This is a genomic window from Paraglaciecola arctica (genome assembly GCF_018861065.1).
GTDB lineage: Bacteria > Pseudomonadota > Gammaproteobacteria > Enterobacterales > Alteromonadaceae > Paraglaciecola > Paraglaciecola arctica_B.
Window position 1 is genome coordinate 726,484 of sequence record NZ_JAHKQO010000036.1, and the last position, 17,328, is coordinate 743,811.

Annotated in this window: 12 protein-coding genes; 4 read left to right on the top strand and 8 right to left on the bottom strand. The window is 42.7% G+C overall.

Going from position 1 to position 17,328, the window contains the following annotated elements; genetic code table 11:
* The first annotated feature begins 115 nt into the window (after positions 1 to 115).
* The 3 genes from nagA to KO534_RS16460 all read left to right on the top strand — a co-directional run bounded on the left by nagA (position 116) and on the right by KO534_RS16460 (position 5,372).
* On the top strand, positions 116 to 1,243 hold the full coding sequence (gene nagA / locus KO534_RS16450; RefSeq protein WP_215930987.1) for an N-acetylglucosamine-6-phosphate deacetylase: 1,128 nt from the start codon (positions 116 to 118) through the stop codon (positions 1,241 to 1,243).
* 35 nt (positions 1,244 to 1,278) lie between these two features.
* Positions 1,279 to 2,592 (top strand): sugar MFS transporter, encoded by a 1,314-nt coding sequence (locus tag KO534_RS16455; RefSeq protein WP_215930989.1) that lies wholly within the window; start codon positions 1,279 to 1,281, stop codon positions 2,590 to 2,592.
* Positions 2,593 to 2,693: 101 nt separating this feature from the next.
* The gene (locus tag KO534_RS16460) at positions 2,694 to 5,372 is read left to right on the top strand and encodes a family 20 glycosylhydrolase (RefSeq protein WP_215930991.1); all 2,679 of its coding nucleotides are present in this window, start codon (positions 2,694 to 2,696) and stop codon (positions 5,370 to 5,372) included.
* Positions 5,373 to 5,551: 179 nt separating this feature from the next.
* Here KO534_RS16460 and KO534_RS16465 read toward each other — a convergent pair whose 3' ends face one another.
* From KO534_RS16465 to KO534_RS16475, 3 genes are all read right to left on the bottom strand, one after another.
* Positions 5,552 to 6,475, bottom strand: a complete 924-nt coding sequence (locus tag KO534_RS16465; protein WP_215930993.1) for a DUF2608 domain-containing protein — start codon at positions 6,473 to 6,475, stop codon at positions 5,552 to 5,554.
* Between the two features lie 111 nt (positions 6,476 to 6,586).
* The gene (locus KO534_RS16470; protein ID WP_215930995.1) at positions 6,587 to 7,207 is read right to left on the bottom strand and encodes a 3'-5' exonuclease; all 621 of its coding nucleotides are present in this window, start codon (positions 7,205 to 7,207) and stop codon (positions 6,587 to 6,589) included.
* A gap of 82 nt (positions 7,208 to 7,289) precedes the next feature.
* Complete coding sequence (locus KO534_RS16475; protein WP_354667954.1) at positions 7,290 to 8,066, bottom strand: polysaccharide deacetylase family protein; 777 nt, start codon at positions 8,064 to 8,066, stop codon at positions 7,290 to 7,292.
* A 232-nt stretch (positions 8,067 to 8,298) separates the two neighbouring features.
* Here KO534_RS16475 and KO534_RS16480 point away from each other — a divergent pair, with 232 nt between their 5' ends.
* A complete protein-coding gene (locus KO534_RS16480) occupies positions 8,299 to 10,506 on the top strand; it encodes an endo-1,4-beta-xylanase (protein WP_215930999.1) in 2,208 nt (735 codons plus the stop codon).
* 111 nt (positions 10,507 to 10,617) lie between these two features.
* Here the strand turns inward: KO534_RS16480 and KO534_RS16485 are convergent, their stop codons facing one another.
* From KO534_RS16485 to KO534_RS16505, 5 genes are read right to left on the bottom strand one after another with little or no spacing between them, the layout of a single operon-like run.
* On the bottom strand, positions 10,618 to 11,817 hold the full coding sequence (locus KO534_RS16485; RefSeq protein WP_215931001.1) for an acetyl-CoA C-acyltransferase: 1,200 nt from the start codon (positions 11,815 to 11,817) through the stop codon (positions 10,618 to 10,620).
* A 52-nt stretch (positions 11,818 to 11,869) separates the two neighbouring features.
* Positions 11,870 to 13,111, bottom strand: a complete 1,242-nt coding sequence (locus tag KO534_RS16490) for an acetyl-CoA acetyltransferase (protein ID WP_215931003.1) — start codon at positions 13,109 to 13,111, stop codon at positions 11,870 to 11,872.
* A gap of 35 nt (positions 13,112 to 13,146) precedes the next feature.
* The gene (locus tag KO534_RS16495; RefSeq protein WP_215931005.1) at positions 13,147 to 14,634 is read right to left on the bottom strand and encodes a carotenoid oxygenase family protein; all 1,488 of its coding nucleotides are present in this window, start codon (positions 14,632 to 14,634) and stop codon (positions 13,147 to 13,149) included.
* 52 nt (positions 14,635 to 14,686) lie between these two features.
* Positions 14,687 to 16,348 carry a class I adenylate-forming enzyme family protein gene (locus tag KO534_RS16500; RefSeq protein ID WP_215931007.1) on the bottom strand — a complete coding sequence of 554 codons (1,662 nt, stop codon included), beginning with the start codon at positions 16,346 to 16,348 and terminating at the stop codon, positions 14,687 to 14,689.
* Positions 16,345 to 17,328 (bottom strand): NAD(P)H-dependent flavin oxidoreductase, encoded by a 984-nt coding sequence (locus KO534_RS16505; RefSeq protein WP_215931009.1) that lies wholly within the window; start codon positions 17,326 to 17,328, stop codon positions 16,345 to 16,347. The genes KO534_RS16500 and KO534_RS16505 overlap by 4 nt, the downstream gene beginning before the upstream one ends.

The following is a 17,328-nucleotide window of genomic DNA, read 5'->3' on the forward strand; positions in this document are numbered from 1 at the left end:
ATAGCAGCTCAGTGCTAATTAGTGAGTCACAATCAACCGATATGATTGCTCGAAGAATCGAGAATCAATATGCGGCACATATCAAAACAGCAACGAAAAGATTATCGAGGTAAAGATGCAGCGTTTTTTTGCAGAAAACTTGTTTGATGGAAAGACAGTTCAGAAAAATCAAATGATAACTGTCGAGGCCGGCACAATACAATCAATCGAAACAGCTGGTTCACAAGGTGATGCCATTGTGCTGTTAGGTCTAGTAACACCCGGCTTTATCGATGTACAAGTTAACGGTGGCGGCGGTGTGTTGTTTAACAATCAACCCACCTTAGAGACGTTACTAACGATGAGTCGTGCCCACCAACAATTTGGTAGCACTGCCATCTTGCCAACCTTAATTACCGATAACTTTTCAACTATGCAGCAGGCAGCGGATGCAGTTGCTACGGCCATTGCTCAAGGTGTACAAGGCATTGTTGGCATTCACTTTGAGGGCCCTCATTTAAGTCAGCCTAAAAAGGGGATTCACCCTTCCCAACATATTCGTGAAATTAGCCCTCAAGAATTAGCTTTATTTAAACGCAAAGATCTCGGTTTAGTGTGTGTGACTTTGGCGCCAGAAAATGTCTCTGTAGCGGTAATTAGTGAGCTAGTTAAGGCAAACGTAAAAGTCTGTTTAGGTCATTCTAACGCGAGTGCGGAACAAACCTTGGCAGCATTAGATGCAGGCGCTCAAGGTTTTACCCATTTATTTAATGCAATGTCACCACTTCAAAGTCGAAAATCAGGCATGGTAGGTGCCGCTTTGTTAGATCAATCTAGTTATTGTGGTTTGATTGTTGATCTAGAACATGTGGATACAACAAGCTGCCAGTTGGCGATAAAATGTAAAACGCCACAACACATAATGCTAGTTACCGATGCAATGTCCCATGTAGGAAGTGACCAAACCGAATTGCAATTTGCGGGAATGCAGATCAATCGCCAAGGCAATAAATTGACAATAAAAGGGGGTAGATTGGCCGGCTCAGCCCTTGATATGGCAAGTGCAGTTCGCAACTGCGTAGAAAATTTACACTGCACAATGCAGCAAGCAATCACAATGGCTTCTAGTACTCCCGCTACCTTCTTAGGCTTGCAACATCAAAAGGGTTATTTGGGTGCTGGGTTTGCAGCTGATTGGACAGTGCTAAATAGTCAATATCATGTGGTCGCCACTTATATAGCTGGTGAGCAAGTATTCGGGTAAAGCGGAAATAACTAAAAACAATAAGAAGGTGAATAATGCAAACAAAAACATCCCAGCAGCCTAAATCAGGGACACTCATACCTATGCTTATTATAGGCATGTTGTTCTTCATATTTGGTTTTGTTACCTGGCTTAACGGGGCCTTGATCCCATTTTTGCAAATAGTCTGTGACTTAACTGAATCACAAGCATTATTGGTGGCCTTTTCTTTTTATATTGCCTACGTCGTAATGGCATTACCTATGTCTTGGGTGTTAGACAAAGTTGGCTACAAACACGCTATGTGTTTGGGCTTGGTGGGCATTGCACTAGGGTGTTTATTGTTTATACCAGCAGCTTACTCACATGAATTTGCAGTATTTTTGATTGCACAGTTTATTGTGGGTACAGGCCTGACTATTCTACAAACCGCATCTAATCCTTATATTGTAAAGATAGGGCCAAAAGAAACCGCCGCGGTACGTATTTCTATCATGGGCTTATTAAATAAGTTTGCTGGTTTTCTCGCCCCCATTGTATTTACTGCTTTGGTTCTGGGTGAGTTCGCTGGAGTCAACGCCCAGTCAATAGCGTCGTTAACTGAGTCCGAGCGTAGCACACAAATCGCTGCCTTGGCTGATGGTTTAGTCTTACCTTATACCTATATGGCGCTAGCCTTATTCGCTTTGGCGGTGTTACTGAAGTTCTCTACTTTGCCTGATTTAGTTTTAGAGAAACCAGAAACGGCGGACGTTGAGGCAGGAAGTCTAAAAGCCTATCCACAACTCATCTTGGGTGTAGTGGCGCTATTTTTATATGTTGGGGTCGAAGTCATAGCAGGCGACACCATAGGTTTGTTTGGCTCTCAGTTGGGTGTGGCTAATGCCACATCTTTGACCTCATACACTATGGCTTTTATGGTTTTCGGTTATTTGCTTGGCTTGGTCATTATTCCGCGTTTTGTTGATCAAGCCCAGGCTCTTGCTGGATCTGCTATTTTAGGTTTAGTACTGAGTGTTGCCGTGGTATTTGCTGATGTGCAATCCACTTCTATTTCCAGTGTTTTATGGGGGTGGATGGGCATAGCTGAGTTACCTAATGCGATTACCCTTATTGCCATCTTAGGATTCGCCAATGCCTTAGTATGGCCTGCTGTATGGCCATTAGCCTTAGATGGATTACATAACCTCACCGCTCGCGGTTCGGCTTGGCTAATCATGGGGATTTCTGGAGGCGCAGTACTACCGGTTTTATATGGCTTCTTAGCTGAACATTTTGATACCCAATCTGCTTACTGGATGATGCTGCCCTGTTATGGTTTTATTCTATTTTACGCTTTAAAAGGCCACAAAATAAGAAAATGGTCCTAGACTTTCTTCACAAAAACAATAGCCTAAGATGTAACACCTTAGGCTTGTAAAACCCATAATTTCCGATGCATAGCTGCACAAAACTTCAAACGGAAGTAATCATGACCAAGTTCCTCAATTACATATTGCAGCAAATCAAACTAGTCTCACTTTTAAGTTTGAAGAGATTTCAAATATTCTCGGGGTTAACCCTAATATTTGCTTTTTTTATGGTCGCATGTGGAAAAGAAAATCAATCAAAAATTTCGACACCCGAGGTCCCGACTAACACCGTAGGTTTTGCAGCGCAGCAAATACAAGTCAAATTAGGTATTGACCATAACTACACGAAAACCGGCTGCCCCAAACATACGAATAACTGTTATCAAGCCACTATGACATTGCAATTTCCCAAAGTAATGCCTGCAAATTGGCATATTTTATTCAGTAACTTATCGCCTATTAGTCAAGCCGATAGCGATGAATTTGATCTGGTACATATTAATGGCGATTTACATAAAATTTCGCCGAAAGTTGAAGGATTAGGTGCGGAAATAAAAGCAGATACTGATTATCATATTAGGTTTTATGGTAATACTCCCTTAGTCTCTGAATCGGTGTTGTTTCCAAACTACATTCTTGTAGCAGGCGATGGTAATAGCAGTGTTATCACCTCAACAATAGAAAAGTGGTTCGATGGTCATCAAATTCCGCGCCCTCAGCACGTTAATCCCTTCAGCCTCCCGCAACAGCAACTTAGGCATGCTGGCGATAAGGTTGCCATAGCAGATGCCAAGGAACGTTATTATCGCTTCTTATCTCGTGTGGCTGGCAACACAGAAGACCAACAATCACGAATTATTCCTAAGCTCCAAAAAGCTAATTGGTCGGGCGACACCATAAAACTTTTATCTGGGCTGCAATTACCCGATATGCAGCACATCAAAAATAGTCAGTTTCAAACTGCGATTATCCAAAGATTTAAAGCCAATTCACTAAAAATAAATCAACAAGGTTTACCCATCAAGATCGCCCCCAAGCATAACGCTTCACCTGAGAGTTATTCGTTATTGATTACCAGCAATGACATTCAAATTACCTATGCTGATTCTGCCAGTCTTTATTATGCAATGATGTCAATTGCCCAGTTGTATGACCCACAACATCAAACATTGCCTCTGGGTTTTGCAAATGACCAACCCAGTATGGCGTTTCGGGGGCTACACCTTGATGTTTCTCGGAATTTCCGTAGTAAAAAGTTTATTTTAGACACGATAAATCAGATGTCTTATTACAAACTCAATAAGCTACATTTGCATTTGGCGGACGACGAAGGCTGGCGATTACAAATTGCTTCCCTACCAGAACTCACAGAAGTAGCGGCATTTCGATGTTTTGATGAATCAGAACAACACTGCTTAATGCCGCAACTTGCAGGCGGTAATGGCAAGTTAGCCACCGCAAAACAAAACAGTGGTTTTTATAGCATCAACGACTACATAGAAATTTTGAAATATGCTGATGCTCGCCAAATCGAGGTAATTCCTTCGTTGGACATGCCAGGGCATTCCCGCGCCGCAATTGTTGCAATGAATGCAAGATACCAGCGCTTAATGAAGCAAGAACAACCTGAAGAAGCAGAGCGATATTTCTTAACTGAGCTGGACGATAAAAGTGAGTATCGCTCAATTCAACATTACAACGACAACACCCTCAACCCGTGTTTACCGGCCACCTATACTTTTATTGGTGAAGTGCTCGAACAGTTAGTCGACATGCACAATACTGCTAGCGTGCCACTGAACCGCTATCACATAGGTGCCGATGAAACGGCTGGAGCATGGACACAATCGCCGGCTTGCGCTGCGCTGATTGCCAATAACGACAGTCTTAATGAAGTGAAACAGCTTGGTTCCTACTTTGTAGAAAAAGTTGCTAACAATGTAAGTGAATTGGATGTTTTACCTGCAGCATGGAGCGACGGACTCTCCCACGCAAATTCTGAAAATTTACCAGACAAGTTACAATCAAACTCTTGGGAAACCCTATATTCCGGCGGCCACACTAAAGTCCATGAAATGCTTAATAAAGGATGGCAGGTTGTATTATCTACCCCAGACGTGCTCTATTTTGACTTTCCTTACGAAGCAGATCCAATCGAACCTGGCTACTATTGGGGTTCAAGATATACCGACAGTTATCAAGTATTTCAATTTATGCCTCTTAACTTAGCTGTGCATGCCGAAATTTGGAGAGATAAATTTGGCAATGACTATGGAGCGCCTGCTAATATTGATATTCAAAACGATCAGCAAGTCTTAGGTATTCAGGCACAGCTATGGGGGGAAACGGTGCGTTCTAATGCCAAAGCCAACTACATGCTTTATCCTAGGTTATTGGTTGTGGCTGAACGCGCTTGGCATACTCCCCAATGGGCCGAGAGTTACAATAAGGGAGTGGCCTATTCTGCTAGCAGCAAACATTTTGACACAGCGCAAATGAATTCAATGAACTCAGACTGGGTTAACTTTAGCAAGGTATTGAGTCATAAAGCCATGCCACAACTGGTCAAAGATGGCGTTGTACCTAGAGTACCTTTGCCAGGCGCAGTAATAAAAAAGGGAGTGCTACATATGCATTCTGCCTTTAGTGGCTTACAACTCGAATATAAAATTTCCGGTGGTGTCTGGCAAACCTACCAAGGGCCCGTTAAGTTGCAATCGCAAAACGCAATTAAGGTACGCGCAACCATTTCCAATTCACAAGTAAGTAGCCGTGAAACAACGGCAACTAAAGTCTAAATATTGGAACACATTCACTCTAAGATAAAGGTTATGAATAAACAAAAGGGCTGATTGTGGTGGTTATGACCGGTATTCTCCAGTCAGTGGTGCACTCACTTCAGCCCCTATATCCTTGCAAACTCATACTCGAAGCGGGCATTATTTATCTGTCACCGCGCCTGATTAACCCCAAGCAATTATTGCGACAAACAACCCTGCTCTAAATTTCTTGCAGGAAAAATCTGCCCAAGGGTCGCATTCAATTGTTGCCATTGCTGGCCCATTAGATCAGCTTGTTGTTGAGTTAATACTTGGCCAAATTGCTTTTCACGTTGCTCTTCAATATGGGTGTAGTGAAAAATACGCATATCTACATTCTTTATATCTTGATAAGTGTTGTACATATCATCGATATTCTTTTGGGAATCATCCACAAATATGATTGCCGGGAACTCTCTGTTGGCTTTATTTAGAATATGTTGCAGCATTTCGCCTTTATTCATGCCTGAAGTCATCATTACCCCTTGCATGTAACTCAATTCACGTCCCTTTACTTCTCTGAACATAAAGGTATTTTGCCCTACAGGCGTAAGGGCACTAGCACTCAAATCCACTTGATTGCGGATTAACTCGCGTTCTGTTGCGGCGCGGTATTTAGGGGCCCGCGAGGTTAACGCCATAACAGTGTGCCCAGATTTCTGCCAATTTGATATCGTCTTATCGAGCTGAGGCTCGGTTAACGTCATCGGTACTAATTCGTATAGCAAACCAATTGAATCTTCAAATAAACACCCAACTGTTTGTGATGGGCTAGGTTTAATATCAAGCTTTCCTCTTTGCCATTGATACCAAACATCGCTACCTATATCAGTAGTACTGGTTAGAATAGTGTTATCAATATCCATGACAATTAGCACCTTATCTTCACCGTATTGCTGACTCAATTTCGAAGTAACAGCCACCACATCCGCAAAGGAGTGAACTTCTTGTTTAAGGGTACTTTTTGAAATAGCTGTTGATGCAACTGGGCTAGACTCAAGTTTTGGATTAACTGCTGAACATGATGAAATCAACATAGCAGTAAATACGAGCGACACGTAAATTGATGAGGTAATTTTCACAACCATTCCTGTAGAATTGTAGATAATCAGACTGAATGGTCCATTATCAACACATTAGCCCCTATTGTCGATACACATAATTACAACCCTTAGTATCAAATGCCTCATAGACTATGGTAATGCCTGCAATAACCGGTTTACCGCTTTTTTCGGGGTTTTAGTGAGTTTTTGAATTAATTCAAAAGGCACGTCGTCTACGCGAGTCAATTGCGAAATGTCTGCTAACATTGTCATCCACAACTTGGCTGTCATTTCAGAATCAAATAAAGCTCTATGAAAATCGCCCTCTGAAGAAATGTTTTTAAAACTAATGAGAGTGCCTAATTTATGATTGGGAGCCTGTTGATATAAACGCCGTGCGATAAGCAAAGAACAGGCAAAGTGGCCATTGTAGTTGCGCGTTATACGGCCTAATTCAGCATCCAAAAAACGTTTATCAAAGGATGCGTTATGAGCGACTAGGTTACTGCCCTCGATAAAATCAGCAAATTTATCCATAACCTCATCACATGGCGGCGCTTGGTTTAACATTCGATTAGTGATACCCGTGTAATTTTCGATAAAACCACTGATGGGTTTCCCAGGGTTCATTAACGCCTGAAAACGCTCAACCACTTGTCCTTTTTCTAAGCGCACCGCGCCAATTTCAATAGCTCTATCTCCCATATCCGGTGATAAGCCAGTGGTTTCAAAGTCGAGGACAATAAGGGAGTCGGCGCAGCTTTGCGTCATCTAAAAGGTTACCTGTGTAAATTGCGTAGTTAATTCTATAAAAATTACGCCTTGTCAGGAAGCATGCTTCTCAATTTGATGACTACTGGCTTTGTTGTTTCTTGGCCAACATAATATTGCGATAGGTATCTACCCAATATTTATCTTTGTTCGCTAGCAAATAATCTAAGAACTTGGCGTGTTCCTCTGTGGTTGTGATTAGGTGATCGCCGCCCACCCCGTGAAAAAGCACGTTAATCAACTTGATGTTTACGGGCTGATTTTCAATAAATTCGATGATCTCTGCGCTGCTAATTTTATTGGGTGCAATTAAAGCAGCAAAACTTGGATCTTCTAAACTTTTCACTGCAATAAATTGCGCTTTTACTGCTTCTACATAATTGCCATCCTTTGCCATTTGATCGAAACAAGGTGGTGTGAAAGTGCGTGTGCTTTTTCCATCTAGTGAAGTAAGCAAGGTATTCGCTAAAGTTATTTCATTCACCATAGCTTGTACCATTCGATCATCCAACGCATTCCATGGTTGCACCCACTCTCGGCCGGGTTTACCACTATGACAGGCATGAAATAACGAATGATTACCCAGTTCATGACCCTGTTGAGCTAACTGGCGCCATTGTTGGATACGATTTTTAAATGCATCCGACAAAGGCACAATATAAAATGACGCTTTAAGACCCCGTTGATTTAATGCTGGCACCGCGTTATCAAGTTGACTGCTAAGCGCATCATCATATGACAGACTGATTGCTATTTTTTTACCCTCAGGCCATTGCAGTGCTGCCAATAAAGCAGGCTGAAAAATGACTAGACCTACTAGTAAAAACGCTAAATTATGAAAAACACCCGCTACTCGCACCAAGTTGTCACCGTTTGCAATTTATTTACATACTAGTGTAAACAAATACTCTCTCTAAGCTCTAGTTAAAAATGCGCCTTATTGATTAATAATAGAAAGTTAACCTACTGATACTTCAGATAAAGTAGCGAAACCATGATACATAATGCGTTTACTTATTTTCAGAATTGAATTCTATAAAATCTGATGACAACCTTGTTGAAATTAACATTAATTTTACAAGGTTTGCGTGATGTACATAAGTAAAAAAACCTTCTTCATACTTCTGTCCTGCTTCTATTTGAGTGCATGTGGTGGAGGCGGAGGAAATAGTTCCTCTACAAATTCTCCTACAACACCTGCACCCGCAGTCAATGTTGCGCCTACCGTTAATGTAGGTAGTGACCAGATTGTTGAGGAGCTAAGCGAGGTAACACTTACTAGTAGCGCTTCAGATTCTGATGGAACGATAAATTCCTACAATTGGGAGTTAACCTCAACCAACACAACCGTGACCTTGGTCGCTGCAGACACCGCCACAGCAAGCTTTGTCGCCCCTGAAGTAGACAGCGAGCAAATACTAACGTTTTCTATTACTGTTACCGACGACGATGGCGCGACAAGTAGTGAATCAATAACAGTAACCATCACTAATGTCAGTTCGCCTACTCCACCTCAAACCGGTGAGATGCAAGTACCAGAAGGTGGCACTTATATCTTAGCCTCCAACCCTTTGTCTGCTGCGTCGTTTTGGGAAGGTAATGGCAGTCAACCCGTAGGTACTAGCCGAATAGTTGACCTGACGCACCCTCAATTTAACCAAGCCTTGGAAGTGGATATCACCAATCCTTCGGGCGTTACATGGAATGGCAACATTAGTCTTGGTCTTAGTGAAGGTGTGAAAGTGGGTGATAACCTATTACTGCATTTATATTTTCGCACTATCACCAGCCAATACGAAACCGGAACGGGCTTTACCCGTGTTCTGCTGCAAGGTCCAGAACCGGAATACGTTAAATTGATTAGTCGCAACATCAATAGTGCCAGTGAATGGCAGGAATTTTTCATTCCCGCAACAGTTACCCAAGAGTTTGCTCAGGGGGAATTGAGCCTAATGTTTGAACTCGGCGCGGGAGACAGGCCTCAAAAGTTTCAGTTGGCCGGCATTGAATTATACAACTATCAGCAAAATATTGCTTTTGCAGACCTACCACAAACCGAGGCAACCTACGGCGGCCAAAGTGAAGATGCTGAATGGCGAGCTGCAGCTGCAGCGCGTATTGAAGAATATCGCAAAGGTGATTTTACGTTAACCATGCAAACTTCTAGCGGTGACAAATTGTCCGATATGGATATCGACATCACTATGCGTAAACATGCTTATCACTTCGGTTCTGCCGTAGTGTCCAATTTGTTACTAGGTGAAGATGCAGACGCAAAAACCTACCAAAATAAAGTATTGGAACTTTTCAATCAAGCAGGTCCAGAAAACGACTTAAAATGGGGACCATGGATTGGAGAATGGGGCAGCAGTTTTGACCAAGACACCACCCTAGCCGGTTTGCAATGGTTAAAAGATAACGATTTCTACACCCGAGGTCATGTTTTAGTTTGGCCCTCTAAACGCAACATGCCTGATAGCATGCAGCAATATTTGCCTGATGACCCTAGCAGTGCAGATCCCCAAGCTTTAATTGCAGTCACTAATCATATCGATGATATTGCGTCAAAAACAGCGAGTCTAACTTCTGAGTGGGACGTACTAAACGAACCCTACGACAATCATTATTTAATGGATGCATTTGGTGATGACATTATGCTTGATTGGTTTGAGCGAGCCCGCACTAACTTGCCTGAACATAAACTCTATATCAATGACTACAGTATTTTATCGTCCGCGGGATTAGATACGGCTCATCAACAACACTACCAAGATACCATTGAATATTTATACACCCACAATGCGCCTATTGATGGCATTGGGTTACAAAGTCATTTTAGTGACGTACTCACTGATATTACTAAGGTTTATAGCATTATTGAGCGTTTTCACTCGGCATTCCCAAATGCCGATATTCGCTCTACTGAGTTCGACGTCGCAACACAAGATGAGCAGTTACAAGCTGACTACACCCGTGACTTTATTACTATTTTCTTTAGTCACCCTGCAACTGTTGGTGTCCAGCTATGGGGATTTTGGGCGGGTAGGCACTGGGTGCCAGAAGCCGCATTATACGACCTAGATTGGCGCGAGAAACCCAACGCTCGAGTATGGAAAGATTTAATATTTAATCAATGGCACAGTGAGTTTAAAGCGAAAACCAGCGCCGAGGGAAGCTTCAGCGGCCGCGGTTTTTACGGAGAATATGAAGTGATATTCAATCATCAAGGTACAGAACACAGCATGACATTTAATGTCGAAAAAGGTGTAGAGAACAATATTGTACTCACTACACCCTAAACCTCGTCGCCAAAGATAGGAGTTTACCGTTAGTGTTTTATGCAAAGACTAGCGGTAAAGCTTGTTCGGTAAACGGCGCTTGTCACCCAATGATGAAATTGCTTGGGTGACTTAAACACGTTCAATCAATAATGCCGTGCCAGTTCCGGCAGCGCCACTTGCCGCTACTATCCCAGTTTTCAGATTGCGGCGTTCTAGCTCATCAAGCAAGGTTGACAGCATAATAGTACCGGTAGCGCCTAATGGATGGCCTAAAGCGATACAACCACCATTAACATTCAGCTTATCATCGTCGATTCCCAACTCTTGTTTACACATGATCATAGTGGCTGCAAAAGCTTCGTGAATTTCAAATAAATCTACTTGGTTAGCCGTGATATTTTCTCGACGCATTAGTTCTTTGGCCGCTATAACGGCACCAGTAATTACCGAATAAAGATCCGCATTGGTATTACACATTGCGGTGATTTTCGCTCTCGGAGCAACACCTAATTGGTTTTGAATATCTAAACTACCAATCAGGCTAACAGCAGCACCATCGGCCATAGATGGTGAATTGGCAGGGGTGTGCACGTGTTCAATATGTTCTAATTCAGGGAATTTTTGTAAATATACTGCATCGACTCCTTGCTCACCTATTTTTGCAAAGGAAGGCTTCATTTGAGCCAGCCCTTCCAAAGTGCTCTGCCTAATGAGTTCGTCATCCTTGAAGCTGGTATTTTTTGCCGCATTATTGATTGGCACAATAGACTTAAAGTAACCACTATCTCTAGCGTGGGCCGCTCTTTGATGACTTAACAAGGCCACCTTGTCAGCGTCTTCACGACTCACCTTATATTGTGATGCAACTAAATCGGCACCACTTCCCATCATAAACATACCCATTTTTGAGGCCAATTTAATATCCATAAATGGACTGGGTTTATCAGCAAACATAGGAGTCCGAGATAACATTTCAATACCACCAGCAACCACCAAAGAGTCCATTCCTGTCATCACTTTCATCGCAGCAATATTCACCGCGTCAATACCCGATGAACAGTAGCGGTTCACTGTTAATCCAGCAACATTACTCGGCCAGCCATGATACATAACCGATGATTTCGCGATGTTGCCAGCTTGTTCACCCACCTGAGTAGCGCAGCCTAAGATAACATCTCCAATATCTGTTGGGTTAAGTCCGGTTCGCTTTTCTAATGTTGAATATAGAGTACTGAGTAATTCAAACGGAGAAACGTCATGTAAACCACCCTCGGGTTTGGCTTTTGCTCTTGGCGAGCGAATAATGTCGTATATATATGCTTGATTCATGTTTTGTTTTTCCTGAATTCTTTAAGATGACTTTGGGATTTAAGCTAGATTCTCAATGACGATCCGCACCAACAATAAAAGATGCGCAAGTCGTCGCACTGCCACCAAGGTTAAAGATGCCAACGTTTTTAGCATTTTCGATTTGATAATCCTCGCACTGCCCCGTGACTTGTTTGTAGGCATCTAACATCATACGTACTCCCGTGGCACCGACTGGGTGACCCAAACCTATCAACCCGCCACTTGGATTAATAGGCAAACTCCCAGCAAAATCTATGCTGCCGTTTTCTATGGCTTTCCAAGACTCACCAGGTGCGGTCAATCCCAGATGGTCGATTAACATATATTCAGTCATCGAGAAGCAATCATGTACTTCTAGTAAATCTAACGAGTGAATATTTTCTATTGCGGCGCGTTTTAAGGCGTCGTTAAATGTGCCTTGAACATGTGGAAAGATTAACCCGTCTGCAGAACTTTGCTGAAGCTTGCGTTTCATTAACAAAGGTGCACTTCGATGCCCCCAACCTTTTATTCTTGGAATAGCAGATAGCGCGATATTGTGTTTTTTTGCGTATTCGGAGGCGTAACTTTTGTTTGCCAAAAACACCGCTGCGGCACCGTCTGTTATTTGACCACAGTCTTGTTTACGCAGTTGCCCTTCAACAATAGGGTTAAATTCATCCTGCTGACTAAAGCTGTCAGAGGTAAACTTCCAATTACGAGTTTGCGAGTTGGGATTACGTTTAGCATTAGCAAAGTTGATCTCGGATATACGGCTTAAATGTTGAGTATCTAACCCATAACGTTGTTGATAATGCTCTAACAAATCTGCAAATAATCTGGGCCAAACGTAACGACAATTTTGCGCTTCTTTGCCTACCCAAGCGGCGGAGCCTAAATAACTGGCTCCAGTGGCGGAATCGACATTGCGCATTAACTCTATGCCCATAACACAGGCCAGCTGGTAATGGCCTGCTTCAAGGTCGCGCATCGCACCTAGCAAAGCCATAGAACCAGAAGCACAGGCCGCTTCATGCCTAGAAGTTGGAATGTCGCCAAAGGCAGGTTCAGCGTGAGCAAAAAAGCCATTTAGCTGTGATTGTCCCGTGAATAAATCAGCCACAAAATTACCGACATGAGCAACATCTACATCCTTAGCGGGGATTTTTGTTTGGCTCAAGCCTTGTTGCAAACATGACTCAAACAATTCGTAAATGCCCTTATCTTCTCTAGCCCAATTACGGCTATAGTCTGTCTGGCTGCCACCTAGTACGTAAATATCTTGATTATTCATAAATTTCCCACACTGACATTTGATTTTAACCGTTCTTACAACCCTACGGCCTTATCACTGCTAACCCAACATGCGTGAAATCCAACAGGTACACGTTCTGGAATTTTTAATCGACAAACAGGGCCGGAACTTACCTTACGGGCGTCAAAAATTAGCGCTTCACTATTGCCGCTTTCGTTGTCGGTGAGGAAACTAATAAGATAACCGTCATCTTCATTTTGGGCGTTATCGGCTGGAGCAAAAGGCGTTTCAGAACCGCAGGTTCCAGCAGGGAATTGGTATGTTTGGTTTTCACGAGTCTCATGGTCAAACTTAAATATGCCACTGAAGTTAATTAATGAATCGCTTGGCATCAAAGTCGAATAACTGTATCGATATTTTTTACCTAACACCCAATCAGAATTAATCATTGGAAATTCTACATTGGTATCATCCAGCTGTTCTTCAGTGGTTTCACCTGTGGCTAAATCAAAGGTCCATCGATACAATTTTACGTCGTGCCAAGTACCAGCAGATTTCATACGTTCTATTACGCCATCACCGGGCTGCCTAGGCATAATAGGATCAGGTTGACGGCAACCATCCATGATGATTTTGCCATCTTCTTCATAGGCATTAACGGTGTGGTAGATATAACAGGCGCTTGCATCAAACCATTGAATATCTTCTTGTTTTCCATGGCGCGGAATAACCGCAAAGCGACTCGGACGGTCTTTAAAGTAATGTAATCCGTGGCGGCCTTCATTCCAATGCAAAGGCAAATCCATCAATATCGAATAGTTCTCTGTGATTGCCATATCATGAGGCAACCGTGCCCCAGGCAAGGGTATTTCAACGTAGTCAGTTAACAGGCCGTTTTTATCGGCTACCCCATAAGTTAAATACGGTTGTTCCATGTTGTAGTCGAAGAACATTAATTCACCGGTAGCATCATCTACTTTACAGTGGGCCGACATTTGTCTGGGAAGTTTACTATTAAAGGTTTCTTGCCCTTCCGTTTCTAGTGTCACCGGATTAACTCTATACGGGATACCTGTTTGATAAAAAGTTGTGAGCAAGGCTCCGTTATGCCACACAACATCGGTATTTGAGCCATCTTTAATAGAGAAATCGCTACCGCTTCCTACCGGTGAGTTCGGATCGGGTCTTGGCATCGCGTAACCTGGCCACAGTACTTTTTGTGCTTCGCTTTCCATGTTGAAATGTTTGGTACGTATCCAACGGTTTCGATAACTCGCCTTACCATTTTTAAATGCCAAAGCGTGCAACATACCATCACCATCAAACCAATGATGTGGACCTTTACTCGCAAAGCGCGAGTTGGCTCCATTTCTGATGTACACCCCCGTCAGGTCATCAGGCACCTGCCCTTCCAATACTTCTAATTCATCTTCAGTATGTTCAAACTTTGTTGGTCCGAGAGCGCCGTGCAAATACGGATTAACATTGTGATAGTGCTCTTCCAAGCCTGTCCACTCGGGTGTATCAAGAGCTTCATATTCTTTGATTAATTTAGTGCTCATAGGATTTCCTTTTTAACTTAATTTTAAACGTTAATTGTTTTAACTCACTGAATCACAGGTGTTCAGAAAGCTGATAGCGCAACACTTTCCCTAATGGGTTACGAGGAATGTCAGGCACTATTACCAATTTTTCTGGGAGTTTAAATGACGCCACATGTTGCTGTTTTAGATAGTCAGTAAGTTCAACAAGAGTTAGTGATTCTCCGGGCTTGAAGGCAACAAATGCAGCAATGCGTTCACCCATAATGTCACAAGGATACGACGCCACGGCGACATCTAAGATACTTTCGTGAGCACTGAGTAGGTTATCCAGTTCAGCGGGTGCGATGTTCATTCCGCCGCGAATAATTAAATCTTTGCAACGACCTATAAAAGTGTAGAACTGCGGGTCTTGGAGCGAAATTTGGAATAAATCACCTGTTTTAAAATAACCATCAGTAGTAAATGCTTCGGCAGTTTTTAACGGTGATTTGTAGTAACCATCAAACACCCCAGCACCTTTAATTTGCAATTCGCCAGAGGTGTTCATTTCTGAAATTTGTTGCCCCGTTTCGACGTTCACTAAACGGGTTTCTAACAAATCACTTTTACAAGGGAATAATCGGGCACGTTTTTCTGGGCTTTGGGTTTCATTTGGTCCGCAGAGTAAACTGACCCCTTCGTTGGAACCAAAATGATTCACTATTTCTATCCCAAACAAATTTTTATAGCCTTCCACCATCCACACATCAAGAGGGGCAGAACCAGAACCTATGGCTCTGATACTAGAAAAATCAATAGCATTTTTGAGCTTTTCATCTTTTAGTAAAGCGTTAAGTAATGCGGGTGGTGCCAAGGTGTAGTTGACTTTTTCGCTGACAATTTGTTGCAGAAAAACCGCTAGGTTAAGAGGATGATGTAATACTAATTTCCCACCGCTGTACAGCCAACTTAAAAACATCCCACCTATGGACGCCATATTGATCAATGGGAATGGGTTAAGTAAGGTTTCATTGTCCTGAATTTGATTGCCTAGATAGGTAGCTTTGCCTATGGCTAGCCACTGATTGTGACTTCGAGGCACACCTTTAGGGGTACCTTCTGTGCCTGATGTCCAACAAATAGTAATCAGATCATCTGCACTAATCTCGTGTTGCTCAGAGTAATCAGCATATTGCGTAAACGAACTCACCTCTTCTATCGCTGATGATAAATTACAATCTGCGTCACCTTGTCCCCAGGATAAAATTTTGGGTGACTGTGAGTGCATCGACGACAACTTAATACTATTGCGAACTCTTTCTAACAAAGACGTTTGTTTAAAAGTAGGTGTCAGAATGATTGCCTTAGGTTCAAGAATATCTAAGATACCCGACAATTCATTTTCCTGATATTGCACTGGTACAGGGCTGATAATAATTCCTAACCGTGATGCTGCCAGATAGGTATAGATTAATTCCACTACATTTGGCATTTGCACTAATACAATGTCGTCTTTGACCAAACCATTGCTTAGAAATACTTCGGTTAATTGATTGATTTTGAGTGCCAATTCTTGGTAGGTAAGACGCTGTGTTGCTTGGCCGGTGAGACTTTCTTTATCAGCGGGGTCCACCAAAGCAACACGCTGAGGAAAGCGATTAGCGGTGTCGTAAAATAAGTCATCTAGCCGCCTAAGATCCCATTCACCACTACTGTGGTATTGCTTTAGTCTATTTTTATCGGTAATGATCATTGCAGTTCCTCGGTATTCAAAGGCTGTGCCGAATGTTTTTGTTTATCTAATAAATTTGTTAGAGAGCTTTGATATTCTTCACTCAAAGTTGCAACTATCTCGGAAATGGTTTGAATTTCTGTTGAGCTAGCCACTCCTTGACCAGCAGCCCATATATCCTTCCAACGCTTGTTTTCTGCCCCTGCTGCACTGGCAAAGTTGATATTTGCAGCACTTGGCATCTTGTCAGGGTTGTAACCACCATTAATAAGAGATTGACGCAACCAATTGGCCTTTACACCAGTAATTGCGTCAGATACCACTACGTCGTCTGAACAAGAGTCCACTACCATCTGTTTGTATTCTGTTTGGCATAGGCTTTCATGGGTAGGTATAAAGCGTGTGCCTAAATACGCAATATCCGCCCCCATAGCTTGAGCCGCTAAAACGGCCTTACCACTGCCTATACCGCCACCTAGTACTATTAAGCCTTGCCAAAACTTACGTATTTCTTGTACAAATACAAAAGGTGAAAGATAACCTGTATGTCCACCGGCTCCAGTACTCACTAACACTAGTCCATCCACTTTGGCAGCCGCCGCCTTTTTTGCATAACTCGGGTTAATCACATCAGCCAGTACAATACCTCCATAATTATGCACCTCTTCCACTAGCGCAGCCGGACTGCCTAACGCAGTAATCACTATTGGCGGCTTATGTTTGAGAATCATCTCAAAATCATCCTTACCTCTAGCATAGGTAGGATGGGTAATGAGATTAACTGCCCAAGGTGTCGAGATTTGCTGCTGTGCTAAACGGTTACTGATTTCGCTTAGCCACTGGTCAAGGATTTCTGGAGTACGCGCGTTTTGGGTCGGAAAACTACCAATGATCCCTGCACGGCAAGCATTAACTACCATGTCTGGCCCCGAGATTAAGAACATCGGCGCTTGCATGACTGGCAAAGTTAATTTTTCGGCTAGCGATGAAGCTAAGATCAT